Genomic DNA, 23259 nt, shown 5'->3' with positions numbered 1-23259 from the left:
GGTGAATAGCTGACGCCGGATTCGTGGTCCGGCGTCGGTTTTTTCCGTGCTGCTTGTAGTTCTTAGTGCACCAGCATGCCGGTGAACCAATAGGCCTGAGCCAGGGTGATCAGGCCGACGATCGTTGCAAAGAATAGGCTGTGCTTGAGGGTGAAACGGAACAGATCCGATTCCTTGCCCACCAGACCGGTCGCGGCGCAGGCCACGGCGATCGATTGCGGCGAAATCATCTTGCCGGTCACACCGCCGCTGGTGTTTGCCGCTACCAGCAAGGTGTCGCTGACACCGATCTGATGCGCAGTGGTCGCTTGCAACGAACCGAACAGCGCGTTGGACGATGTATCGGAACCGGTCAGGAATACGCCCAGCCAGCCGAGGAACGGCGAGAAGAACGGGAACGCTGCGCCGGTGCCTGCCAGCACCAGGGCCATGGTCGACGACATGCCCGAGAAGTTGGTGACGAAGGCAAACGCCAACACCATGCCGATGGACAGAATCGGCCAGCGCAGTTCGTAGAAGGTCTCTTTCAAAGTGGTCAGACCAATTCTGAGATTGATCTTCAGTACCAGCATCGAGATCAGCGCGGAGAAGAAGATCGCCGTGCCGGTCGCGGAAATCGGGTCGAGTTTGAACACCGCCGGAATAGCGGTCGGGGTGGCCACGATCGGTGCGACCTTGATCACCATTTGGTCCAGGTGCGGGATCGCGAAGTTGAACACCCAGCTGTACATCGACCCGCCAGCAGCAAACATTGCCTTGAAGGGTTTCAGGGTCCAGATAGTGACCAGTACGGTGAGGATCAGGAACGGTGACCAGGCTTTGAGGATTTCACCGAAGCTGTAGGGCGAAGCCACGGTGCTGCGCGGCTGACCGAAACCGCCGGCGCTGGCGCCGACCACGGAAGCCGAGACGGCGCCGACGATGTGTTGGCCCGCTGCGCGTTTCGGCTGCCATACCTTCAGGAACAGCGTCAGGGAAATCAGACTGGCCAAGGCCGAGGTGATGTCCGGCAGTTCCGGGCCGATGAAGTTCGAGGTGAAGTACTGGGTGACGGCAAAGCTCAAGCCGGCGACCAGTGCGGCCGGCCAGGTTTCCCGCACGCCGCGCAGGCCATCCATCATGAACACCAGCCAGAACGGCACGAACAACGACAGCAGCGGCAATTGACGGCCGGTCATGGCGCCGATCTTGAAGGCGTCGATTCCGGTCACTTGCCCGGCGACGATGATCGGAATCCCCAAGGCACCAAACGCCACTGGCGCGGTGTTGGCGATCAGGCACAGACCGGCGGCGTACAGCGGGTTAAAGCCCAGCCCTACAAGCAGGGCGGCGGTAATCGCCACCGGCGCACCGAAACCGGCGGCACCTTCCAGGAATGCACCGAAGCAGAAACCGATCAGCAGAACCTGCAAACGCTGGTCGTCGGTGATCGACAACACCGAGCTGCGGATCACTTCGAACTGACCACTCTTGACCGTCAGTTTGTAGAGGAACACGGCGGCGACGATGATCCAGGCAATTGGCCAAAGACCATAGGCAAAGCCATAGCCTGCGGCGGCGAAGGCCATGTCGACCGGCATCTGGAAGGCAAAGATTGCTACTGCAATCGACAGCGCCAGCGTGATGCTGCCGGCCACATGTCCTTTGAGCCGGAACACGGCCAATGCCAGGAAGAAAAACACGATGGGGATAACGGCGGCGAGCGCGGAGAAGCCAAGGCTGCCGAGCGGGGTATAGAGCTGTTGCCAGGTTTGCATATGGGGTGGCCCCTAATTGTTGTTGGTCAGGCACTGGTCAGCGTATTGGGTAATTGGTAATACCAATTTACAATCGCTGTTGGCTAGGGTAAAAGCCTTGTAGGCGGCGTGTCAATTTGTCGCCCTAAAACTTTTGTCGAATAAGCGCTGTGGCGCGTGTTTGATCCGCTTTAACAAATGTCGTCTGGTAGGTGCTGGCAAAGCGCCGATAGGCCAGAATAGAGAGCCCGGCGAGCCGTCGGGACCGTGGAGAATTGAGTTATGGGGTTTGATCAGATTCGTCAGCGCCGTTTGTCTGACGATATTGTCGAGCAGCTCGAGGGGATGATCCTCGAAGGCACGTTGAAGTCTGGCGAGCGCTTGCCGGCCGAACGCGCGTTGGCCGAGCAGTTCGGCGTGTCACGCCCTTCGTTGCGCGAGGCAATCCAGAAACTGGCGGCGAAGGGCTTGCTGGTCAGTCGCCAGGGTGGCGGTAATTATGTGGTGGAGTCCCTGGGTTCTACTTTCAGCGATCCGCTGTTGCACCTGCTGGAAAGTAACCCCGAAGCCCAGCGCGATCTGCTGGAGTTTCGTCATACGCTGGAAGCGTCCTGTGCCTATTACGCGGCACTGCGCGCCACCGATGTCGATCGCGAGCGGCTGACGGCGGCCTTCAATGAATTGCAGGACTGCTATACGCGTCATGACGAAGTGAGCCGGGCGGAAGAGGGCGCGGCGGATGCAAAATTTCACCTGGCGATTGCCGAAGCCAGTCATAACGCCGTGTTGCTGCACACCATTCGTGGGCTGTTCGATCTGCTCAAACGTAACGTGGTGACTAACATCGGCGGCATGTACAAACAGCGCACGGAAACCCGCGACATGCTGATCACGCAGCACCGGGAGTTGTACATGGCGATTATCGAGGGAAGGGCCGAGCAGGCGCGGGAAGTCTCCAGCCGACACATCTTGTATGTGCAGGAAGTGCTGGAAGAGGTGCGTCAGGAAGTGCAGCGCATGGCCCGGGCGGAGCGACGCAAGGGGATCTAGTCAGTCGGTTTTGTGGTGATTTGTGCTATCGCCATCGCGAGCAAGCTCGCTCCCACATTGGATTTGTGAACGACACAATACAAATGTGGGAGCGAGCTTGCTCGCGATGGGGGCCTCAGGCAAAAAGAGAATTACTCTTCCTTGCCCTTGTTGCGCACCGCACGCTGCAACTCACGACCGGCGTCGCGTTCGCGTTCGGTATCACGCTTGTCGTATTCCTTCTTGCCCTTGCCCAGAGCGATCTCGCACTTGACCATGTGCTTGCTCCAGTACCAGGACAGGCACACGCAGGCGTAACCTTTTTGCTGCACGGCGGCGGCGAGTTTTTCCAGCTCGCGGCGGTTGAGCAGCAATTTTCGGGTGCGGGTCGGGTCAGCGATGACGTGGGTGCTGGCAGTCATCAGCGGCGTAATGTGGCTGCCGAGCAGCCAGGCTTCGCCATCCTTGAGCAGCACGTAACTGTCAACCAGTTGCAGCTTGCTTGCCCGCAGACTTTTTACTTCCCAGCCGGCCAGGACCAGACCAGCCTCGAACCGATGTTCGATGAAGTAATCGTGTCGCGCCTTTTTATTCTGCGCGATGGTCCCTGTAGGGTGTTTCTTCTGTTTAGCCATAGGGGCGGCATTATAGGGAGTTGCACGCGAGTCGGCTACGGTATCGCTACGTGCTTGAGCAGGTTGATTGAATCCCGGACAATGCGCCCTCTTTTTTGAACGCTTGGGCGTGATAACGATGTCGACAGACAAGGTTTCTGTCCACGGCAGTTGGGCTAGCCGCTGGGTCTTCATACTCGCCGCGACCGGTTCGGCCGTGGGCCTGGGTAGTATCTGGAAATTCCCCTACATGGTCGGCGTCTACGGCGGCGGCGCCTTCGTGCTGATGTTCCTGGCCTGTATCGCGTTGATCGGTGTGCCGGTCATGCTGGCCGAAACCCTGATCGGCCGCCGCGCACGGCAGAGCCCGGCCAACGCCTTGAAGGTCCTGGCGGTGGAGGCGGGGCATTCGGGCAAGTGGTCCTGGGGTGCATTCGCCGGGATGATCACGGCGTTGCTGATACTGTCTTTCTATAGTGTGGTCGGCGGCTGGTCGCTGGATTACATCATCGACATGGGTCGTGGCGACTTCCAGGGTGCAACGCCTGATCAGGTTGGCGCGTACTTTGGCAATGTGATCGCCGATCCATGGCGCCTGACACTTTGGCACACGATTTTCATGCTGCTGTCTGCCGTCGTCATCGCTAAAGGCGTGGTTGCCGGGCTTGAACGCAGTCTGCGGATCATGATGCCACTGCTCTTCGTGATGATTCTGGTGCTGCTGGGTTACAGCATGACCACCGGGCATTTCATGGAAGGCGTGCATTTCATGTTCGACTTCCACCCGGAAAAAGTCCTCGACGGCTTGTTGCCAGCCATGGGACACGCCTTTTTCTCCCTGAGCGTGGGCGTTGGGTCGATCATGATTTACGGCGCTTACATGCCCAAGCATTCGTCGATCTCCGGCACCGTGGTCGGCGTGGCGCTGCTCGACACCTTCGTTTCGTTGGTGGCCGGTCTAGCATTGTTTCCGATTGTGTTCGCTGCGGGCCTGAACCCGAGCGAAGGCCCGGGCCTGATGTTCGTCAGCCTGCCATTTGCCTTCGGCAACGTAGCGTTCGGCCAGTTGATGGGCGTAGTGTTCTTCGTGCTGGTCGCGGTGGCTGCCTGGAGCTCGGCGATTTCCCTGCTTGAGCCGATGGTGGCTTACCTGGTTGAGCGCACAAAAGTCAGTCGCGCCTGGGTGACTTTCTGGCTGGCGTTTATCTGCTGGTTCGTGGGGCTGGGTACGGTGTTTTCCTTCAATATCTGGAAGGAAGCCAAATTTTTCGTGAGCGAAGACGGGCTGTTCCATCTCTATCAATGGGGTGCGGCCGGTGGCCTGGATTTCTTTGGCGTGATCGATTTCTTCACTTCGCGGATCATGTTGCCACTCGGTGGTTTGTGTTTCGTGGTGTTTGCGGGCTGGGTGATGGGGCGTGAAGCGGTACGCGACGAATTGTCGATCCGCAACCCTGCGTTGTTCGCCCTGTCCTTGTTCTTGATGCGCTATGTGGCGCCCCTCGGCATTCTCGTAGTGTTTGCCGCACAGCTGTGGAAGTGACGCTGACATGACGACACACATTCAACGTTCGGCTCTGCTGCCATACCCGGCGCGAGCGCTTTATGACCTGGTCAACGACGTGGCGCGATACCCGGAATTTCTGCCGTGGTGTTCGATCGCCGAAGTGCTGGAAAGCACGCCTGAGCATATGCGCGCTAGCGTAGGCGTGGCCAAAGGCGGTCTCAGCCAGCATTTCGTAACGCGAAACACGCTGGTGCCCGGGCAATCGATTGAGATGAACCTTGAAGAAGGCCCGTTCAATCAGTTGCATGGCGTCTGGACGTTCAAGTCGTTGGGCGAAAAGGCCTGCAAGATCAGTCTCGATCTGTCGTTCGATTACGCCGGGCCGATTGTCCGCGCGACCTTGGGGCCGTTGTTCAATCAGGCTGCGAATACGCTGGTGGACGCGTTTTGCCAGCGCGCCAAGCAAATGCATGGTTGAGTCGATGGTTGATGTCGAGGTGGTGTACGCCGCTGTCGATCGTCAGGTGCTTCTCTCGGTGACGGTGCCGGCAGGAACGACCGTGCGGGCGGCTTTGCTGAAGTCGGGCGTCGGCGAGGCCTTTGCGGAGCTGGATCTGGCCCATTGCCCGGTTGGGATCTTTGGTAAAGTGATCACTGACCCGGACATTCGTCCTGTTCAGGCGGGTGATCGCATCGAGATATACCGGCGATTGTTGGCGGATCCGAAAGAAGCTCGTCGGCTGCGTGCCGCCAAGGCTGCCGAGGCTAAAGCCCGGAATCAGTAAGTCGCCCAAACGCCAGACAATAAAAAACCCGGACATGCCGGGTTTTTTATTGCGTCGCAAATTATTGCGGCGAGGTTTCCAGAGGTTCTGGCGTCGGGACCGGAACGGTTTCTACACCGTCTACGTCCTTCTGGATCTGGTCCAGCAACGAACCTGGCTTGACCGGTTTTTCCGGTTTTGGCTTCTCGGCGTTTTCTGCTGGTGCAGTGACTGTTGTGCCACTGTCCTTGCCGAGAATGGCTTCGTCGCGGCTCACGCCTGGCATGAAATCACCAGAGAGGCTGACAAGTTGATCATTTGGGTTGAAGATAACGCTAATGCGTTCCTGTTGGCGTTCACCGCCACCCGGTTGCAGGCTGTACAGATAATCCCAGCGATCGGCATGGAACGTGTCGGTCAGCAGGGGGTTGCCCATGATAAACCGTACTTGCTTTCGGGTCATTCCCGGGCGTAACTGGTTTATCATGTCCTGCGTGACGACATTGCCCTGCTGGATGTCGATTTTGTAAACCCCGGGGAATGAACAACCGGCGAGTGCGAGCAGTCCCACAAAGGTGAAACTGGTTAGCAAGAGCTTGGTGTTTTGCATCGGTGGGCGACTTCCACTATCTTGGCTGGGACAACGTAAACGCCGATCATACCCGCATTAAGAGAAGCTGCGAAGCAGCATCGCGAGAAAGCTGACCATGGTTGAAAATAGCGAACTACGCAAAGCCGGCCTCAAAGTGACCCTTCCACGGGTCAAAATTCTGCAAATGCTCGATTCCGCCGAGCAACGCCACATGAGTGCCGAGGATGTTTACAAGGCGCTGATGGAGGCTGGTGAGGACGTCGGTCTGGCCACGGTTTACCGTGTACTGACTCAGTTCGAGGCAGCTGGCCTTGTGGTGCGGCACAACTTCGACGGAGGCCATGCGGTCTTCGAGCTGGATGACGGCAAGCATCACGACCATATGGTCAACGTCGAAACCAGCGAAGTGATCGAATTCTTCGACGAAGAAATCGAGCGTCTGCAGAAAGCCATCGTCGACAAGTACGGCTTCGAGATGGTTGATCACAATCTGGTGCTGTACGTGCGCAAGAAAAAGTAAGCATGTCGCGCGAATTTCACATTCGCGAAACGAGCGAAGGCGACCCCAGGGTCGCCTTCGTGCTGTCTGCCGTTCTTAAATTTTTGCGGTAACGACCATTTTTTTCGCGTGAGCCAGTGATTCCTTGGTCAGGTCGATGCCACCCAGCATCCGCGCCACTTCTTCGACTCGATCATTCTTGCTCAACTTGGAAACAGCGGTGTGGGTCGCCTCTTCACCGCGGACCTTGTGGACAAATAGATGTTGATGACCCTGCGCAGCGACTTGCGGCAAGTGAGTCACCGTCAGAACCTGCCCGCGCTCCCCGAGCCGACGTAACAATTGGCCCACGATCTCGGCGGTTGGGCCGCCGATGCCCACGTCCACTTCATCGAATACCAGCGTCGGTACGCGCGAGGTCTGCGCGGTAATCACCTGTATAGCCAGGCTGATTCGTGACAGCTCACCCCCCGAGGCCACTTTGGCCAAGGCTTTTAATGGTTGCCCAGGGTTGGCGCTTACGAGCAGCTCGACCTGCTCAAGCCCATTGGGCAGCAGTTCATCGCTGCTGTTGGGGCGTAATTCGATAGTGAAGCGTCCGCCGGGCATGCCCAGCCGCTGGATTTCCTGCTCCACGGCGCTAGCCAGGCTGCTCGACGCCTGATGGCGTAAATCGCTCAGTTCACGAGCCTTTTCCTGATAATGACGGGCATAGGAGGCCAATTCATCGCTCAGGCGCTCGATGGATTCGTCGTTGGCATTCAGGGTCTCGATTTCATCGAGCAACTTCTGCTGCATCTCCGCCACTTCGGTCGGCTGGATGCGGTGTTTGCGCGCCATGGTGTAGATCGCATCAAGGCGTTCCTCCAGGTACTGAAGACGCGCCGGATCGGCATCGAAGTTATCAAGGAAGCGGTTCAGTTCCCCCACGGCTTCTTCGACCTGGATCTGGGCGCTGGTCAGCAGGCTGCTGGCTTCACCCAGCGCGCCTATCGAGTTATTGACACTCGAAAGACGGTTAAGGCTGGCGGTCAGGGCGTTCAGGACATTCCCTGAATCACTTTCGCTGCATTGCTCGACCACCTGCCGGCAAATGCCCAGCAGGGTTTCGGCGTTGGTGAGGTTCTTGTGTTCCTGTTCCAGCTGTTCCAGCTCGTTTTCGCCGAGGCCGAGATTTTCCAGCTCTTCGAGTTGATAGCTGAGCAATTGATGACGAGCGCGCTGCTCGTCGCCGGAATTGGAGAGTCGCTCCAGTTCCTGGCGAGTCTGGCGCCAGCGCTGGGCGGCCAGTTGCACCTGGCGGGCAAGGTCGGTGGCGCCGGCGTATTCGTCGAGCAGGCGGCGGTGAGTGTCGGTCTTCAGCAGGGATTGGTGTTCGTGCTGGCTGTGGATATCGATCAGCAATTCACCGAGGGCTTTGAGATCGCCGAGAGGGCAGGGCGTGCCGTTGATATATCCGCGCGAGCGTCCTTCCGCGGTGATCACCCGGCGCAGGATGCACGGGCCATCGCTCTCCAGGTCGCGCTCCGCCAGCCAGGCGCTGGCTTCAGGGATGTCGATCAGGTCGAAGGTCGCCAGGATATCGGCCTTGTCGGCGCCGGGGCGAACCACACCGCTGTCGGCGCGATCGCCCAGGGTAAGGCCGAGGGCGTCGAGCATGATCGACTTGCCGGCGCCGGTTTCCCCGGTTATCACGCTCATCCCGCGATCGAGCTCGAGATCGAGATGTTCAACGATGGCGTAGTTATGTACGGACAGGTGCACCAGCATAAAGGCCGCTCCCAGGCTTTAGGTCTGGTTATTTATACAGTGTTTTATTTGCGGCTGACAATGCCCCTGCTTAGCTCGATTTACTCGGTCTGACGAAATGCTTGGTCCATCGAGTATCGCAATGCAGTGTTTTTTGTAGGGTTAATCGCAACCCGCCCCTTGAAGCTGATTTTTGCGGCCCCATATACCGGGACAGAAGCGCGAGTTGAGCTCGCGGACGTTATTGAAAGGAGAATTCTATGGCTGACGAACAGACAGTGGATACGCAAAATCTAGACGCCGATCAGGCTGCCCAGGATTCGGGTAATGAACTGGCGGCTCGTGTTCAAGTGCTCGAAGAGCAATTGGCTGGCGCTCATGATCAGGCTTTGCGTGTAGCAGCTGATCTGCAGAACGTCCGCCGTCGCGCCGAGCAGGATGTAGAAAAAGCTCACAAATTCGCCCTGGAAAAATTTGCTGGCGATTTGTTGCCGATCATCGACAGCCTGGAGCGTGGACTGGAGTTGTCCAACCCGGATGATGAAAGCATCCGCCCAATGCGCGAAGGCATCGAGCTGACCCTGAAAATGTTCCAGGACACCCTGAAGCGTTATCAGCTGGAAGCGATCGATCCGCATGGCGAACCGTTCAACGCCGTTCAGCATCAGGCAATGGCCATGCAGGAAAGCGCCGACGTCGAGCCAAACAGCGTGCTCAAGGTGTTCCAGAAGGGCTATCAGCTCAACGGTCGTCTGCTGCGCCCGGCCATGGTCGTGGTCAGTAAGGCCCCTGCGCCGGTTTCGCCTTCGATTGACGAGCAGGCTTGAAATTGGCCGCAAGGCCCCCATTTATAAGTCAAGCGTTTAAGTGCTACCGCAGTTAGCCACCACTGCTGCGGCAACCAAATCCAAAGTTTCGGGAGAGTGAATATGGGCAAGATTATCGGTATCGACCTGGGGACTACCAACTCCTGTGTCTCCGTGATGGAAAACGGCGTAGCCAAAGTTATTGAAAACGCCGAAGGCACGCGTACCACGCCGTCGATCATCGCTTACGCCAACGATGGTGAGATCCTCGTTGGTCAATCGGCCAAGCGTCAGGCAGTGACCAATCCGCACAACACCCTGTATGCGGTGAAGCGTTTGATCGGTCGTAAGTTCGACGAAGAAGTCGTACAGAAAGACATCAAGATGGTCCCGTACAAAATCGCCAAGGCTGATAACGGTGACGCTTGGGTTGAAGTGAACGGCCAGAAAATGTCGCCGCCACAAATCTCGGCTGAAATTCTGAAGAAAATGAAGAAGACCGCCGAAGACTACCTCGGCGAGCCAGTGACCGAAGCTGTGATCACCGTTCCGGCCTACTTCAACGACAGTCAGCGTCAAGCGACCAAAGACGCCGGTCGTATTGCTGGTCTGGACGTAAAACGTATCATCAACGAACCAACCGCAGCTGCTCTGGCTTACGGTATGGACAAGGCGAAAGGCGATCACACCGTGATCGTTTATGACTTGGGCGGCGGTACTTTCGACGTTTCCGTGATCGAAATCGCTGAAGTCGATGGTGAGCACCAGTTCGAAGTGTTGGCCACTAACGGCGACACGTTCCTGGGCGGTGAAGACTTTGACATTCGTCTGATCGACTACCTCGTCGACGAATTCAAGAAAGAAAGCGGCATGAACCTTAAGGGTGATCCGCTGGCCATGCAGCGCCTGAAAGAAGCCGCTGAAAAAGCCAAGATCGAACTGTCTTCGAGCAATTCGACCGACGTGAACCTGCCGTACATCACTGCAGACGCCACCGGTCCTAAGCACTTGAACGTGAAAATCTCCCGCGCCAAGCTCGAAGCGCTGGTAGAGGACCTGGTTCAACGCACCATCGAACCTTGCCGCATCGCTCTGAAAGACTCCGGCATCGACATTGGCGCAATCAATGACGTGATCCTGGTCGGCGGTCAGACCCGTATGCCACTGGTTCAGAAGCTGGTGACCGAATTCTTCGGTAAAGAAGCACGTAAAGACGTGAACCCGGACGAAGCCGTTGCCATGGGTGCTGCTATCCAGGGCGCCGTATTGGCTGGTGACGTGAAAGACGTTCTGCTGCTCGACGTCAGCCCGCTGACTTTGGGTATCGAAACCATGGGTGGCGTGATGACCGCGCTGATCGAGAAAAACACCACGATTCCTACCAAGAAATCGCAAGTGTTCTCGACTGCCGACGACAACCAGGGCGCTGTGACCATTCACGTGCTGCAAGGTGAACGTAAGCAGGCCGCTCAGAACAAGTCCTTGGGCAAGTTCGACCTGGCCGAGATTCCACCAGCACCACGTGGCGTGCCACAAATTGAAGTGACCTTCGACATCGACGCCAACGGCATTCTGCACGTAGGCGCCAAAGACAAGGCTACCGGCAAGACTCAGTCGATCGTGATCAAGGCCAACTCCGGTCTGTCCGAGGAAGAGATTCAGCAGATGATTCGCGATGCTGAAGCCAACGTCGACGCAGATCGCCAGTTCGAAGAGCTGGCCGCTGCCCGTAACCAGGGCGATGCGCTGGTTCACTCGACGCGCAAAATGGTCGCTGACGCTGGCGACAAAGTGACCGCTGAAGAGAAGACTGCAATCGAAGCCGCAGTAGTTGCCCTGGAAGCCGCCGTCAAAGGCGACGACAAGGCTGCAATCGACGCCAAGGTTGAAGAGCTGTCGAAAGTCTCCGCTCCAGTGGCGCAGAAGATGTATGCCGAACAGGCTCAGCCAGCTGAAGGCGCTGCACCGCATGACGAAAAAGCTGAAAAGGCTGACGACGTTGTCGACGCTGAGTTTGAAGAAGTCAAAGACCACAAGTAAGTTGTTGGTCGCCCGGTTGACTGCCTTCAGGCGGTGACTGGTAGGATGTCGCCGCGCGGGAGCTTGCTCCCGCGTTGGCGTGTCTGGAGTTAGCGAATTTTTACAGCATGCGACAACGCTCTGGTGCTGATGGTATGGCCGGGAATGCTCCTGCTTTTCGAGCCGAAAGTACCGCATTGAATCAAAGACCAGGATCGTTGAATTGACGTGAGTTGGGTCCGGGCCTGTATTGGGGCTCAACGAGTTTGGCGAGGCTCAGGAGAGGTTTGCCGAACGTCCTTAAGAGTGCAAAGACTTATGGCAAAGCGTGACTATTACGAAGTATTGGGTGTTGAGCGCGGCTCAAGCGAAGCGGACCTGAAAAAGGCCTACCGTCGCCTGGCGATGAAGCACCACCCGGACCGTAATCCCGATGACAAAGCGTCGGAAGAGATGTTCAAAGAGGCCAACGAGGCCTACGAAGTGCTGTCCGACTCCAGCAAGCGCGCGGCGTACGACCAGTACGGTCATGCCGGCGTCGACCCTAGCATGGGTGGCGGCGGTGCCGGATTTGGCGGTCAGAACTTCTCCGACATCTTTGGTGATGTCTTCAGTGACTTCTTCGGTGGCGGTCGCGGCGGTTCCCGTGGCGGCGCTCAGCGTGGCAGCGACTTGCGTTACACCCTTGAGCTGAACCTGGAAGAAGCGGTGCGCGGCACGACCGTGAATATCCGCGTTCCGACACTGGTCAACTGCAAACCGTGCGACGGCTCGGGTGCCAAGAAAGGCTCCTCGCCAGTGACCTGCCCGACGTGCGGCGGTATTGGCCAGGTGCGCATGCAGCAGGGCTTCTTCTCGGTGCAGCAGACCTGCCCGCGCTGCCATGGCCAAGGCAAGATCATTTCCGACCCGTGCAACTCCTGCAATGGCGAAGGCCGTGTCGAAGAGTACAAGACCCTCTCGGTGAAAGTGCCGGCCGGTGTTGATACCGGTGATCGCATTCGTCTGTCCGGCGAAGGCGAGGCGGGTGCGCAGGGCGGTCCGACGGGCGACCTGTACGTGGTCATCAATGTGCGTGAACACGCGATCTTCCAGCGCGACGGCAAGCACCTGTTCTGCGAAGTGCCAATCAGCTTTGTTGATGCGGCGCTGGGCGGCGAACTGGAGATTCCGACCCTGGATGGTCGAGTCAAACTGAAAATCCCTGAAGGGACTCAGACCGGCAAGCAGTTCCGTGTTCGCGGCAAGGGCGTTGCGCCCGTGCGTGGCGGTGGTGCCGGTGACTTGATGTGCCGTGTGGCGGTCGAAACCCCGGTTAATCTGGGTCGTCGTCAGCGCGAATTGCTGGAAGAGTTCCGCAGTTCGCTGGCGGACGACAACAGCCATTCGCCGAAAACCACCGGTTGGTTCGAAGGCGTGAAGCGCTTCTTCGGCGATTTGTAAGGAGACAGGCATGCGACGTATTGCAGTGATGGGCGCCGCCGGGCGCATGGGCAAAACCCTGATCGAAGCCGTGCAGCAACAGCCGGGCGCGGGTCTGACGGCTGCCATTGATCGTCCGGACAGCTCGCTGGTCGGTGCGGATGCCGGTGAGTTGGCTGCGCTGGGTCGTATCGGAGTGCCGTTGTCGGGTGGTCTGGATCGCGTGGTCGACGAGTTCGACGTGCTGATCGACTTCACGCACCCGACGGTGACCCTGAAAAACCTCGCGTTCTGCCGCAAGCATCACAAGGCGATGATCATCGGCACCACCGGTTTCAGCGTTGAAGAGAAGCAGTTGCTGGCGGAAGCGGGCAAGGACATTCCGATTGTATTCGCGGCTAACTTCAGTGTTGGCGTCAATCTTTGCCTGAAGCTGCTCGACACCGCTGCTCGCGTGTTGGGTGATGATGTCGATATCGAAATCACCGAAGCCCACCATCGGCATAAAGTCGATGCGCCGTCCGGTACTGCCGTTCGCATGGGTGAAGTGATTGCCGATGCGCTGGGGCGTGATCTGAAGAAAGTGGCGGTTTACGGCCGTGAAGGTCAAACCGGTGCTCGTGCTCGGGAAACAATCGGCTTTGCCACTGTGCGTGCCGGTGACATCGTGGGTGATCACACCGTGCTGTTCGCCGCCGATGGTGAGCGAGTTGAGATCACGCACAAAGCGTCCAGTCGCATGACCTTCGCCAAGGGTGCCGTTCGTGCAGCTTTGTGGCTGGACGGTCGTGAGCCTGGTCTTTACGACATGCAAGACGTGCTCGACCTGCGTTAAGACGTCCCCGAAATTGGGTTCAAACCCAGCGTTTGAGCCCGGTTTTACTCTGCCAAGCGACGTCCTGTCGCATTCTCCGGCCTTTAAGGCTCATTGGCGGTAGACCAAAAATGCCTTTTTCTGTAAGCTACAGCTTTAGTGTGTTCACTAAAAGCGCGCAGAATAATTCAGTGAATGAGCGGGGTGACGTGTCCATACGTCACTCCGCTTTTTTACACCTGCGATCGCCCTTTCAGGCTTTATTTACGGGAGGTCTTCTTGACTAAGCCAGCCATACTCGCCCTTGCTGACGGCAGCATTTTTCGCGGCGAAGCAATTGGAACCGACGGTCAGACCGTTGGTGAGGTGGTGTTCAACACCGCCATGACCGGCTATCAGGAAATCCTTACCGATCCTTCCTACGCCCAACAGATCGTTACCCTGACTTACCCGCACATCGGCAACACCGGCACCACGCCGGAAGACGCCGAGTCCGACCGCGTATGGTCCGCTGGCCTGGTCATCCGTGACCTGCCACTGGTTGCGAGCAACTGGCGTAACACGATGTCCCTGTCCGACTACCTGAAAGCCAACAACGTTGTGGCCATCGCCGGTATCGACACCCGCCGCCTGACGCGCATCCTGCGTGAGAAAGGCGCGCAGAACGGCTGCATCATGGCCGGTGACAACATCTCCGAAGAAGCCGCCATCGCTGCAGCCCAAGGCTTCCCTGGCCTCAAAGGCATGGACCTGGCGAAAGTCGTCAGCACCAAAGAGAAGTACGAGTGGCGCTCGACTGTCTGGGACCTGAAAACCGACAGCCACGCGACCCTCTCAGCCTCCGAGCTGCCATACCACGTGGTGGCCTACGACTACGGCGTCAAGCTAAACATCCTGCGCATGCTGGTCGAGCGCGGTTGCCGCGTGACCGTGGTGCCGGCTCAAACGCCAGCCGCCGATGTTCTGGCGATGAAGCCTGACGGTGTATTCCTGTCCAACGGCCCTGGTGATCCGGAGCCTTGCGACTACGCGATCCAGGCGATCAAGGACGTGCTGGAAACCGAGATTCCGGTATTCGGTATCTGTCTCGGTCACCAGCTGCTGGCCCTGGCCTCCGGCGCCAAGACCCTGAAAATGGGTCACGGCCACCACGGTGCCAACCACCCGGTCCAGGATCTGGACACCGGCGTTGTGATGATCACCAGCCAGAACCACGGTTTTGCGGTAGACGAAGCGACCCTGCCAGCCAACGTGCGCGCGATCCACAAATCGCTCTTCGACGGCACCCTGCAAGGCATCGAGCGTACCGACAAGAGCGCCTTCAGCTTCCAGGGTCACCCTGAAGCCAGCCCTGGCCCGAACGACGTAGCGCCATTGTTCGATCGCTTCATCAACGAAATGGCCAAGCGACGCTAATCGCTCGCCTTGATGTTGCAAAGCTTGAGGGGCGGTCCCGAAAACCGGCGGCCCCCCTCAAGGCTTCAAAGATTGAACGAGACGGCTTGCCGACTGACCTGCGGATTTGAGTGACAAACCCATGCCAAAACGTACAGACATTAAAAGCATCCTGATTCTCGGCGCTGGCCCGATCGTGATCGGCCAGGCCTGCGAATTCGACTACTCCGGCGCCCAGGCCTGCAAAGCCCTGCGCGAGGAGGGTTATCGCGTCATCCTGGTGAACTCCAATCCGGCGACCATCATGACCGACCCGGACATGGCCGACGCCACCTACATCGAGCCGATCAAGTGGCAGACCGTTGCCAAGATCATCGAGAAAGAGCGTCCGGACGCGCTGCTGCCGACCATGGGTGGCCAGACCGCTCTGAACTGCGCCCTGGACCTGGAGCGCGAAGGCGTTCTGGAGAAGTTCGGCGTAGAGATGATCGGCGCCAACGCTGACACCATCGACAAGGCTGAAGACCGTTCGCGCTTCGACAAGGCGATGAAATCCATCGGTCTGGACTGCCCGCGTTCGGGGATCGCCCACAGCATGGAAGAGGCCAACGTGGTCCTCGAGAAGCTTGGCTTCCCGTGCATCATTCGTCCGTCCTTCACCATGGGCGGTACCGGTGGCGGTATCGCTTACAACCGTGAAGAGTTTGAAGAAATCTGTGCTCGCGGTCTCGACCTGTCGCCGACCAAAGAGCTGCTGATCGACGAATCCCTGATCGGCTGGAAAGAATACGAGATGGAGGTTGTCCGCGATAAGAAGGACAACTGCATCATCGTTTGCTCGATCGAAAACTTTGACCCAATGGGCGTGCACACCGGTGACTCGATCACTGTTGCTCCGGCACAAACCCTGACGGACAAGGAATACCAGATCATGCGTAACGCCTCGTTGGCGGTACTGCGTGAGATCGGCGTGGAAACCGGCGGCTCCAACGTTCAGTTTGGCATCTGCCCGGACACTGGTCGTATGGTCGTGATCGAGATGAACCCGCGTGTATCCCGCTCTTCGGCGCTGGCCTCGAAAGCCACTGGTTTCCCGATTGCGCGTATCGCTGCCAAGCTGGCGATCGGCTACACCCTGGACGAACTGCAGAACGAAATCACCGGCGGCGCTACTCCGGCGTCCTTCGAGCCGTCGATCGACTACGTCGTGACCAAGCTGCCGCGTTTCGCTTTCGAGAAATTCCCGAAAGCCGACGCACGCCTGACCACTCAAATGAAGTCGGTGGGTGAAGTCATGGCCATCGGCCGGACCTTCCAGGAATCCCTGCAGAAAGCCCTGCGTGGTCTGGAAGTGGGCGTTTGTGGCCTGGACGAGAAACTGGACCTGAGCAATCCGGAAAGCATGAGCGTGCTCAAGCGCGAACTGACCGTGCCGGGCGCCGAGCGCATCTGGTACGTGGCTGACGCCTTCCGCGCCGGCCTGTCGGTCGAAGACATCTTCGGCATGAACATGATCGACCCATGGTTCCTGGTACAGATCGAAGATCTGATCAAGGAAGAAGAGAAGGTCAAGACCCTGGGTCTGGCCAGTATCGACCGCGACTTGATGTTCAAGCTCAAGCGCAAAGGCTTCTCCGACATGCGTCTGGCCAAGCTGCTGGGCGTGACCGAAAAAGCGTTGCGTCGCCACCGTCACAAGCTGGAGATCTTCCCGGTCTACAAGCGCGTTGACACCTGCGCGGCCGAGTTCGCCACCGACACCGCCTACATGTACTCAACTTACGAGGAAGAGTGCGAAGCCGCGCCTTCGGGTCGCGACAAGATCATGATCCTCGGCGGCGGTCCAAACCGTATCGGCCAGGGTATCGAGTTCGACTACTGCTGCGTACACGCGGCACTGGCGCTGCGCGAAGACGGTTACGAGACCATCATGGTCAACTGCAACCCGGAAACCGTTTCCACCGACTACGACACCTCCGATCGCCTGTACTTCGAACCAGTGACCCTGGAAGACGTACTGGAAATCGTCCGCGTCGAGAAGCCGAAAGGCGTGATCGTCCAGTACGGCGGCCAGACCCCGCTGAAACTGGCTCGTGCCCTGGAAGAAGCTGGCGTACCGATCATCGGCACCAGCCCTGACGCCATCGACCGTGCCGAAGACCGTGAGCGCTTCCAGCAAATGGTTGAGCGCCTGAACCTGCGTCAGCCGCCAAACGCCACCGTGCGCAGCGAAGACGAAGCGATTCGTGCCGCTGCCAAGATCGGTTATCCGCTGGTGGTTCGTCCGTCCTACGTACTGGGCGGCCGCGCGATGGAAATCGTCTACGAAGAAGAAGAACTCAAGCGCTACCTGCGTGACGCGGTGAAAGTGTCCAACGACAGCCCGGTGCTGCTCGACCACTTCCTCAACTGCGCCATCGAAATGGACGTGGATGCGGTCTGCGACGGCACCGACGTGGTGATCGGCGCGATCATGCAGCACATCGAGCAGGCTGGCGTTCACTCCGGTGACTCCGCGTGCTCCCTGCCGCCATACTCGCTGCCGGCTCACATCCAGGACGAGATGCGCGAACAGGTCAAGAAAATGGCCCTGGAACTGGGCGTTGTCGGCCTGATGAACGTTCAGTTGGCGCTGCAAGGCGAAGACATCTACGTCATCGAAGTCAACCCGCGCGCTTCCCGTACCGTACCGTTCGTGTCCAAGTGTATCGGTGTTTCCCTGGCAATGATCGCGGCTCGCGTCATGGCGGGTAAAACCCTGAAAGAAATCGGCTTTACCAAAGAAATCATTCCGAACTTCTACAGCGTGAAAGAGGCGGTGTTCCCATTCGCCAAATTCCCTGGCGTGGACCCGATCCTGGGCCCGGAGATGAAGTCCACCGGTGAAGTGATGGGCGTGGGCGACACCTTCGGCGAAGCGTTCGCCAAAGCCCAGATGGGCGCCAGCGAAGTGCTGCCGACCGGTGGTACTGCGTTCATCAGCGTGCGTGACGACGACAAGCCACTGGTTGCAGGCGTGGCCCGTGATCTGATCAACTTGGGTTTCGATGTGGTTGCCACTGCCGGTACTGCCAAGCTGATCGAAGCCGCAGGCCTGAAAGTGCGTCGTGTGAACAAGGTGACTGAGGGTCGTCCGCACGTGGTCGACATGATCAAGAATGACGAAGTCACCCTGATCATCAACACCACCGAAGGTCGTCAGTCGATCGCTGACTCGTACTCCATTCGTCGTAATGCCTTGCAGCACAAGATCTACTGCACCACCACCATTGCTGCTGGCGAAGCCATCTGCGAAGCGCTGAAGTTCGGTCCCGAGAAGACCGTGCGCCGCTTGCAGGATCTACACGCAGGATTGAAGGCATGATCAAGTACCCAATGACCGTCCAGGGCGCGAAAGCCCTGGAAGAAGAACACGCTCACCTGACCAAGGTCGTCCGTCCGAAGCTCAGCCAGGACATCGGGACGGCCCGCGAGTTGGGTGACTTGAAGGAAAACGCCGAATACCACGCTGCCCGCGAGCAGCAGGGGATGGTCGAGGCGCGGATTCGTGACATCGAAGGCCGGATTCAGAATCAGGTCATCATCGACGTTACGTCCATTCCTCACACCGGCAAAGTGATCTTCGGCACCACCGTTGAAATCGCCAACGTCGAGACTGATGAAAGCGTCACTTACCACATCGTGGGTGAGGATGAAGCTGACTTCAAACTCGGCAAGATTTCGGTGGGTTCACCACTGGCCCGCGCCTTGATTGCCAAGGAAGAGGGAGACGTGGTTGCCGTGAAAACGCCGAGTGGCGTTATCGAGTACGAGATTGTCGAAGTCCGCCACATCTGAAAGAAGGCGCCCGCTCCGTGCGGGCGCCATGCTTTGGCAGCTGACTCAGATGTTGTGGGTTGGCGGTCTGTGGCTGTTACACATCGGTCTGCTGCCGGTGCTGGGCCAGATAGGTCTGGCGCCGCTGCTGATCGACGAAATTGCAGGCGTGCTGAATGCGCTGATGGCGGGTTTCGCCGCAGCGTGTGTGATTTTTCAGGCTTTGGTGCTGATTCAGGCCGAGGGTCTTGCCAGTCTATGGCGCGATATTCGTGGGCAACTGCTGCTGATGGCGCTGTATGCGTGTGCGATGTTTTTCGCGGTACGCGTCGGTTGGCCGGATGCAGTGCGTTGGCAGGTGTTCAGTTATCTTGTTCTGGGCTTTTCCGGGCTGGTGCTGGTGTTGCAACCGGTGCCGGGATGGAGTGGCAGGGTGCGCGAAGCACACCCTTGACCCTTGCCATCACTTGAAGCGATGGACGTTCGACAGCTGCTTGTTGACGCTGAAGTTCTTGCGGTAAATCAGTGCCATCTTGCCGATGACCTGAACCAGGTCCGCTTTACCGACCTTGCACAGTTCTGCAATGTTCGCCAGGCGCGACTCGCGATCGAGGATGTTGAGCTTGATTTTAATCAGCTCGTGATCCGCCAAAGCGCGTTCAAGTTCGGCTAACACACCTTCAGTCAAACCGTTGTCAGCCACAATCAAAACTGGTTTCAGATGGTGGCCAATGGATTTGTACTGTTTCTTCTGCTCTTGAGTGAGCGGCATAATCTGACCCCTGCGTCTGATCTTGTAAAAAGCGGCGGCCAGTTTACCCGAGCGAGTCCGGGACCGCCCAGTTAATCACGACCCGTTTTATTTTCGAGGTGGCCCGTGGCCCGTTCCAAGACAAGCCTTAAGTGGCTGCAAAGACATGTCAATGATCCCTATGTGAAGCAGGCGCAGAAGGATGGTTACCGCTCGCGTGCGAGTTATAAACTTCTGGAGGTTCAGGAGAAATACAAGCTGATCCGTCCGGGTATGAGCGTTGTCGACCTGGGGGCGGCGCCCGGCGGTTGGTCGCAGGTCACTAGTCGGCTGATCGGTGGTCAGGGGCGTCTGATCGCCTCGGACATCCTGGAAATGGACAGCATTCCGGACGTGACTTTCATCCAGGGTGACTTTACCCAGGACGAAGTGCTCGCTCAGATCCTTGAAGCCGTGGGTAATTCGCAGGTGGACCTTGTGATTTCCGATATGGCCCCCAATATGAGTGGTACGCCTGAGGTGGACATGCCAAAAGCCATGTTTCTATGTGAGCTGGCTCTTGATCTGGCGGCTCGGATACTCAAACCGGGTGGTAATTTCGTGATCAAGGTGTTTCAGGGCGAAGGGTTTGATGCTTACGTGAAGGACGCTCGTCAGAAATTCGACAAGGTCCAGATGATCAAGCCGGACTCTTCCCGTGGCAGTTCCCGCGAGCAATACATGCTGGCTTGGGGCTACCGCGGCCGTAGTGAGTAAATCGAGGTTTTTTTGCGGGTCGATAGGATTTTCGTATTTCGCCCTGTGGGAAATAGCGAATATTGTGTAGAAAGTGTTTCACAAAGGGTTACAGACGGCGCCTGCCAGAGCCGTAGGTAATGTAGTAAGTTAGGCCGGTGAATATCATGCGAAGCGCGCGCCATTAGCGGAGCTTGCTTCAGAGGGTAGTTAATTGAACGATATGGCAAAGAATCTGATCCTGTGGTTGATCATCGCGGCTGTCCTGGTGACGGTGATGAACAACTTCTCCAGCCCTAACGAGCCGCAGACCCTCAACTATTCCGACTTCATCCAGCAGGTCAAGGATGGCAAGGTCGAGCGCGTAGCAGTTGACGGCTATGTGATTACCGGCAAACGCAACGATGGCGACAGCTTCAAGACCATTCGTCCTGCAATCCAGGACAACGGTCTGATCGGCGACCTCGTGGATAACCACGTTGTGGTCGAAGGCAAGCAGCCTGAGCAGCAAAGCATCTGGACTCAACTCCTGGTTGCAAGCTTCCCGATCCTGGTGATCATCGCCGTGTTCATGTTTTTCATGCGGCAGATGCAGGGCGGTGCGGGCGGCAAGGGCGGGCCGATGAGCTTCGGCAAGAGCAAGGCACGCCTGCTCTCCGAAGATCAGGTGAAAACCACCTTGGGTGATGTTGCCGGTTGCGACGAAGCCAAGGAGGAAGTCGGTGAGTTGGTCGAGTTCCTGCGTGATCCGGGCAAGTTCCAGCGTCTGGGCGGCCGCATTCCACGCGGCGTGCTGATGGTGGGTCCTCCGGGTACCGGTAAAACCTTGCTGGCCAAGGCGATTGCCGGCGAAGCCAAAGTGCCGTTTTTCACCATTTCCGGTTCCGATTTCGTCGAGATGTTCGTCGGTGTCGGTGCCAGTCGTGTTCGTGACATGTTCGAGCAGGCCAAGAAGCACGCGCCATGCATCATCTTCATCGATGAAATCGACGCCGTCGGTCGCCACCGTGGCGCCGGCATGGGTGGCGGTCACGACGAGCGCGAGCAGACGCTCAACCAATTGCTGGTTGAGATGGACGGCTTTGAAATGAATGACGGCATCATCGTCATCGCCGCAACCAACCGTCCAGACGTATTGGACCCTGCGTTGCTGCGTCCGGGCCGTTTCGACCGTCAGGTCGTGGTGGGTCTGCCGGATATTCGTGGTCGTGAGCAGATTCTCAAGGTTCACATGCGCAAAGTACCAATGGGTGACGATGTCGCTCCGGCGGTGATCGCACGTGGTACTCCTGGTTTCTCCGGTGCCGATTTGGCTAACCTGGTGAACGAGGCTTCGTTGTTCGCTGCCCGTACCGGCAAGCGCATCGTCGAAATGAAAGAATTCGAGCTGGCCAAAGACAAGATCATGATGGGCGCCGAGCGCAAATCCATGGTCATGTCCGAGAAAGAGAAGCAGAACACCGCTTATCACGAAGCAGGTCACGCCATCGTTGGTCGTGTCGTGCCAGAGCATGATCCGGTCTACAAGGTGTCGATCATCCCGCGCGGTCGTGCGCTGGGTGTGACCATGTTCCTGCCGGAAGAAGATCGCTACAGCCTGTCCAAGCGCGCACTGATCAGCCAGATCTGCTCGCTGTACGGTGGCCGTATCGCTGAAGAAATGACCTTGGGCTTCGATGGTGTTACCACCGGCGCCTCCAACGACATCATGCGTGCCAGCCAGATTGCGCGGAATATGGTGACCAAGTGGGGCTTGTCGGAAAAACTAGGTCCGTTGATGTATGCCGAGGAAGAGGGCGAAGTGTTCCTCGGTCGCGGCGGCGGTGGTCAGGGTGCAAGCTTCTCCGGTGAGACAGCCAAGCTGATCGACTCCGAGGTGCGCAGCATCATTGACCAGTGCTACGGCACGGCCAAGCAGATCCTCACGGATAACCGCGACAAGCTCGACGCCATGGCCGATGCCTTGATGAAGTATGAAACGATCGATGCCGATCAGATCGATGACATCATGGCCGGTCGTACGCCTCGCGAACCACGCGACTGGTCAGGCGGCGGTACCGGTACTTCCGGGACACCTCCGGTGGTACAGGATGAGCGTCCGGAAACACCGATCGGCGGCCCGGCTGCTGACGTATAAGGCTTGAAATGACTTCTGTTCAGTCCTCGACCCGGTTGCCTTGCGGCAACCGGGTTCTTGATTTGGCCCAGACGCATGTCATGGGCATTCTCAATGTCACTCCTGATTCCTTTTCTGACGGCGGCCGATACAGCCAGCTCGACGCGGCCCTGCGCCATGCCGAGTCGATGGTTGCGGCGGGCGCAACGCTGATCGACGTTGGTGGCGAGTCGACCCGGCCCGGTGCACGGGCGGTTTCGCCACTAGAAGAACTGGAACGCGTCGCGCCTATCGTTGAGCGTATCAATCGTGAGTTGGATGTGATCATTTCGGTCGATACATCCACTCCAGCGGTCATGCGCGAAACCGCACGGCTTGGAGCGGGTTTGATCAATGATGTGCGCTCGCTACGTCGAGATGGTGCCCTGGATGCGGCAGCTGCCACCGGATTGCCGGTATGTCTGATGCATATGCTCGGTGAGCCGGGCGACATGCAGGACAATCCGCACTACCAGGACGTGACTAGAGAAGTCGGCGAGTTTCTCGCCGAGCGCATGGCCCAATGTGCGTTGGTGGGAATTCCGGCTGAGCGGATTATTCTTGATCCAGGCTTTGGATTCGCGAAAAGCTTGCAGCACAATCTAAGCTTGTTCAAACATATGGAGGAGCTGCATGCCTTGGGGCGGCCCCTGTTGGTCGGGGTTTCGCGAAAGAGCATGATAGGTCAGGCCTTGAATCGCCCGGTTGGAGAGCGCCTGTTTGGTGGTCTGGCGCTCGCGGCGCTGGCTTCGGCCAAGGGTGCGCGTATATTGCGCGTCCATGATGTAGCCGAAACAGTGGACGTGGTGCGGATGATCGCCGCAGTGGAATCAGCCGAATAAGAATGATGGAGCAG

The 23259-nt window shown here is 58.0% G+C and carries 21 protein-coding genes; 16 read left to right on the top strand and 5 right to left on the bottom strand.

What is annotated here, in order from left to right; translation table 11 throughout:
* Positions 1-62: 62 nt before the first annotated feature.
* The gene (locus EYC95_RS13540) at positions 63-1757 is read right to left on the bottom strand and encodes a lactate permease LctP family transporter (RefSeq protein WP_131060799.1); all 1695 of its coding nucleotides are present in this window, start codon (positions 1755-1757) and stop codon (positions 63-65) included.
* A gap of 261 nt (positions 1758-2018) precedes the next feature.
* Between EYC95_RS13540 and EYC95_RS13535 the strand changes: the two genes are divergently transcribed.
* The gene (locus EYC95_RS13535; RefSeq protein WP_131060798.1) at positions 2019-2786 is read left to right on the top strand and encodes a GntR family transcriptional regulator; all 768 of its coding nucleotides are present in this window, start codon (positions 2019-2021) and stop codon (positions 2784-2786) included.
* 131 nt (positions 2787-2917) lie between these two features.
* Here the strand turns inward: EYC95_RS13535 and smpB are convergent, their stop codons facing one another.
* Positions 2918-3400, bottom strand: coding sequence for an SsrA-binding protein SmpB (gene smpB / locus EYC95_RS13530; RefSeq protein ID WP_131060797.1), 483 nt, complete (start codon positions 3398-3400; stop codon positions 2918-2920).
* Positions 3401-3518: 118 nt separating this feature from the next.
* Between smpB and EYC95_RS13525 the strand changes: the two genes are divergently transcribed.
* From EYC95_RS13525 to EYC95_RS13515, 3 genes are read left to right on the top strand one after another with little or no spacing between them, the layout of a single operon-like run.
* On the top strand, positions 3519-4922 hold the full coding sequence (locus tag EYC95_RS13525) for a sodium-dependent transporter (protein ID WP_131060796.1): 1404 nt from the start codon (positions 3519-3521) through the stop codon (positions 4920-4922).
* 7 nt (positions 4923-4929) lie between these two features.
* Entirely contained in the window at positions 4930-5364 is a 435-nt protein-coding gene (locus tag EYC95_RS13520; protein WP_131060795.1) for a type II toxin-antitoxin system RatA family toxin, read from the top strand.
* Positions 5357-5671, top strand: a complete 315-nt coding sequence (locus tag EYC95_RS13515) for an RnfH family protein (protein WP_131060794.1) — start codon at positions 5357-5359, stop codon at positions 5669-5671. The genes EYC95_RS13520 and EYC95_RS13515 overlap by 8 nt, the downstream gene beginning before the upstream one ends.
* A 61-nt stretch (positions 5672-5732) precedes the next feature.
* On the opposite strand, the gene EYC95_RS13510 is transcribed toward EYC95_RS13515, so the two are convergent.
* Positions 5733-6260 carry an outer membrane protein assembly factor BamE gene (locus EYC95_RS13510; protein WP_010463534.1) on the bottom strand — a complete coding sequence of 176 codons (528 nt, stop codon included), beginning with the start codon at positions 6258-6260 and terminating at the stop codon, positions 5733-5735.
* Between the two features lie 97 nt (positions 6261-6357).
* On the opposite strand from EYC95_RS13510, the gene fur reads away from it, so the two are divergent.
* Positions 6358-6762 carry a ferric iron uptake transcriptional regulator gene (gene fur, locus EYC95_RS13505; RefSeq protein ID WP_003197684.1) on the top strand — a complete coding sequence of 135 codons (405 nt, stop codon included), beginning with the start codon at positions 6358-6360 and terminating at the stop codon, positions 6760-6762.
* 75 nt (positions 6763-6837) lie between these two features.
* Here the strand turns inward: fur and recN are convergent, their stop codons facing one another.
* Positions 6838-8511: a DNA repair protein RecN gene (gene recN / locus EYC95_RS13500; RefSeq protein ID WP_131060793.1), complete on the bottom strand. Its 1674-nt coding sequence runs from the start codon at positions 8509-8511 to the stop codon at positions 6838-6840.
* Between the two features lie 239 nt (positions 8512-8750).
* Here recN and grpE point away from each other — a divergent pair, with 239 nt between their 5' ends.
* The 8 genes from grpE to EYC95_RS13460 all read left to right on the top strand — a co-directional run bounded on the left by grpE (position 8751) and on the right by EYC95_RS13460 (position 19216).
* On the top strand, positions 8751-9317 hold the full coding sequence (gene grpE, locus EYC95_RS13495) for a nucleotide exchange factor GrpE (RefSeq protein WP_131060792.1): 567 nt from the start codon (positions 8751-8753) through the stop codon (positions 9315-9317).
* Positions 9318-9419: 102 nt separating this feature from the next.
* On the top strand, positions 9420-11336 hold the full coding sequence (gene dnaK, locus EYC95_RS13490) for a molecular chaperone DnaK (protein WP_131060791.1): 1917 nt from the start codon (positions 9420-9422) through the stop codon (positions 11334-11336).
* A gap of 297 nt (positions 11337-11633) precedes the next feature.
* Entirely contained in the window at positions 11634-12758 is a 1125-nt protein-coding gene (gene dnaJ, locus EYC95_RS13485; RefSeq protein WP_109627906.1) for a molecular chaperone DnaJ, read from the top strand.
* A 10-nt stretch (positions 12759-12768) separates the two neighbouring features.
* Complete coding sequence (gene dapB, locus EYC95_RS13480; protein ID WP_131060790.1) at positions 12769-13572, top strand: 4-hydroxy-tetrahydrodipicolinate reductase; 804 nt, start codon at positions 12769-12771, stop codon at positions 13570-13572.
* A 258-nt stretch (positions 13573-13830) separates the two neighbouring features.
* A complete protein-coding gene (gene carA / locus EYC95_RS13475; RefSeq protein ID WP_131060789.1) occupies positions 13831-14967 on the top strand; it encodes a glutamine-hydrolyzing carbamoyl-phosphate synthase small subunit in 1137 nt (378 codons plus the stop codon).
* Positions 14968-15088: 121 nt separating this feature from the next.
* Positions 15089-18310, top strand: coding sequence for a carbamoyl-phosphate synthase large subunit (gene carB / locus EYC95_RS13470; RefSeq protein WP_131060788.1), 3222 nt, complete (start codon positions 15089-15091; stop codon positions 18308-18310).
* Positions 18307-18783, top strand: a complete 477-nt coding sequence (gene greA, locus EYC95_RS13465) for a transcription elongation factor GreA (protein WP_131060787.1) — start codon at positions 18307-18309, stop codon at positions 18781-18783. Before carB ends, greA begins: the two co-directional genes overlap by 4 nt.
* A 28-nt stretch (positions 18784-18811) precedes the next feature.
* Positions 18812-19216, top strand: coding sequence for an MFS transporter (locus EYC95_RS13460; RefSeq protein ID WP_131060786.1), 405 nt, complete (start codon positions 18812-18814; stop codon positions 19214-19216).
* A gap of 9 nt (positions 19217-19225) precedes the next feature.
* On the opposite strand, the gene EYC95_RS13455 is transcribed toward EYC95_RS13460, so the two are convergent.
* The gene (locus EYC95_RS13455) at positions 19226-19534 is read right to left on the bottom strand and encodes a YhbY family RNA-binding protein (protein WP_008057408.1); all 309 of its coding nucleotides are present in this window, start codon (positions 19532-19534) and stop codon (positions 19226-19228) included.
* A gap of 105 nt (positions 19535-19639) precedes the next feature.
* On the opposite strand from EYC95_RS13455, the gene rlmE reads away from it, so the two are divergent.
* From rlmE to folP, 3 genes are all read left to right on the top strand, one after another.
* On the top strand, positions 19640-20269 hold the full coding sequence (rlmE, locus tag EYC95_RS13450; RefSeq protein ID WP_008005470.1) for a 23S rRNA (uridine(2552)-2'-O)-methyltransferase RlmE: 630 nt from the start codon (positions 19640-19642) through the stop codon (positions 20267-20269).
* Between the two features lie 202 nt (positions 20270-20471).
* Positions 20472-22385 carry an ATP-dependent zinc metalloprotease FtsH gene (gene ftsH, locus EYC95_RS13445; RefSeq protein ID WP_109627910.1) on the top strand — a complete coding sequence of 638 codons (1914 nt, stop codon included), beginning with the start codon at positions 20472-20474 and terminating at the stop codon, positions 22383-22385.
* An 8-nt stretch (positions 22386-22393) separates the two neighbouring features.
* Positions 22394-23245: a dihydropteroate synthase gene (folP, locus tag EYC95_RS13440; RefSeq protein WP_131060785.1), complete on the top strand. Its 852-nt coding sequence runs from the start codon at positions 22394-22396 to the stop codon at positions 23243-23245.
* Positions 23246-23259: the final 14 nt, after the last annotated feature.

The sequence above is a fragment of the Pseudomonas sp. BGI-2 genome (genome assembly GCF_004310295.1).
Classification (GTDB): Bacteria; Pseudomonadota; Gammaproteobacteria; order Pseudomonadales; family Pseudomonadaceae; genus Aquipseudomonas.
This window is presented reverse-complemented; position numbering and strand designations above follow the sequence as displayed.

Excerpts from the sequence above, each read along its gene's own strand:
- EYC95_RS13540 (WP_131060799.1), bottom strand. The coding sequence starts at position 1,757 with ATGCAAACCTGGCAACAGCTCTATACCCCGCTCGGCAGCCTTGGCTTC.
- EYC95_RS13535 (WP_131060798.1), top strand. The coding sequence starts at position 2,019 with ATGGGGTTTGATCAGATTCGTCAGCGCCGTTTGTCTGACGATATTGTC.
- smpB (WP_131060797.1), bottom strand. The coding sequence starts at position 3,400 with ATGGCTAAACAGAAGAAACACCCTACAGGGACCATCGCGCAGAATAAA.
- EYC95_RS13525 (WP_131060796.1), top strand. The coding sequence starts at position 3,519 with ATGTCGACAGACAAGGTTTCTGTCCACGGCAGTTGGGCTAGCCGCTGG.
- EYC95_RS13520 (WP_131060795.1), top strand. The coding sequence starts at position 4,930 with ATGACGACACACATTCAACGTTCGGCTCTGCTGCCATACCCGGCGCGA.
- EYC95_RS13515 (WP_131060794.1), top strand. The coding sequence starts at position 5,357 with ATGGTTGAGTCGATGGTTGATGTCGAGGTGGTGTACGCCGCTGTCGAT.
- EYC95_RS13510 (WP_010463534.1), bottom strand. The coding sequence starts at position 6,260 with ATGCAAAACACCAAGCTCTTGCTAACCAGTTTCACCTTTGTGGGACTG.
- fur (WP_003197684.1), top strand. The coding sequence starts at position 6,358 with ATGGTTGAAAATAGCGAACTACGCAAAGCCGGCCTCAAAGTGACCCTT.
- recN (WP_131060793.1), bottom strand. The coding sequence starts at position 8,511 with ATGCTGGTGCACCTGTCCGTACATAACTACGCCATCGTTGAACATCTC.
- grpE (WP_131060792.1), top strand. The coding sequence starts at position 8,751 with ATGGCTGACGAACAGACAGTGGATACGCAAAATCTAGACGCCGATCAG.
- dnaK (WP_131060791.1), top strand. The coding sequence starts at position 9,420 with ATGGGCAAGATTATCGGTATCGACCTGGGGACTACCAACTCCTGTGTC.
- dnaJ (WP_109627906.1), top strand. The coding sequence starts at position 11,634 with ATGGCAAAGCGTGACTATTACGAAGTATTGGGTGTTGAGCGCGGCTCA.
- dapB (WP_131060790.1), top strand. The coding sequence starts at position 12,769 with ATGCGACGTATTGCAGTGATGGGCGCCGCCGGGCGCATGGGCAAAACC.
- carB (WP_131060788.1), top strand. The coding sequence starts at position 15,089 with ATGCCAAAACGTACAGACATTAAAAGCATCCTGATTCTCGGCGCTGGC.
- greA (WP_131060787.1), top strand. The coding sequence starts at position 18,307 with ATGATCAAGTACCCAATGACCGTCCAGGGCGCGAAAGCCCTGGAAGAA.
- EYC95_RS13460 (WP_131060786.1), top strand. The coding sequence starts at position 18,812 with ATGCTTTGGCAGCTGACTCAGATGTTGTGGGTTGGCGGTCTGTGGCTG.
- EYC95_RS13455 (WP_008057408.1), bottom strand. The coding sequence starts at position 19,534 with ATGCCGCTCACTCAAGAGCAGAAGAAACAGTACAAATCCATTGGCCAC.
- ftsH (WP_109627910.1), top strand. The coding sequence starts at position 20,472 with ATGGCAAAGAATCTGATCCTGTGGTTGATCATCGCGGCTGTCCTGGTG.
- folP (WP_131060785.1), top strand. The coding sequence starts at position 22,394 with ATGACTTCTGTTCAGTCCTCGACCCGGTTGCCTTGCGGCAACCGGGTT.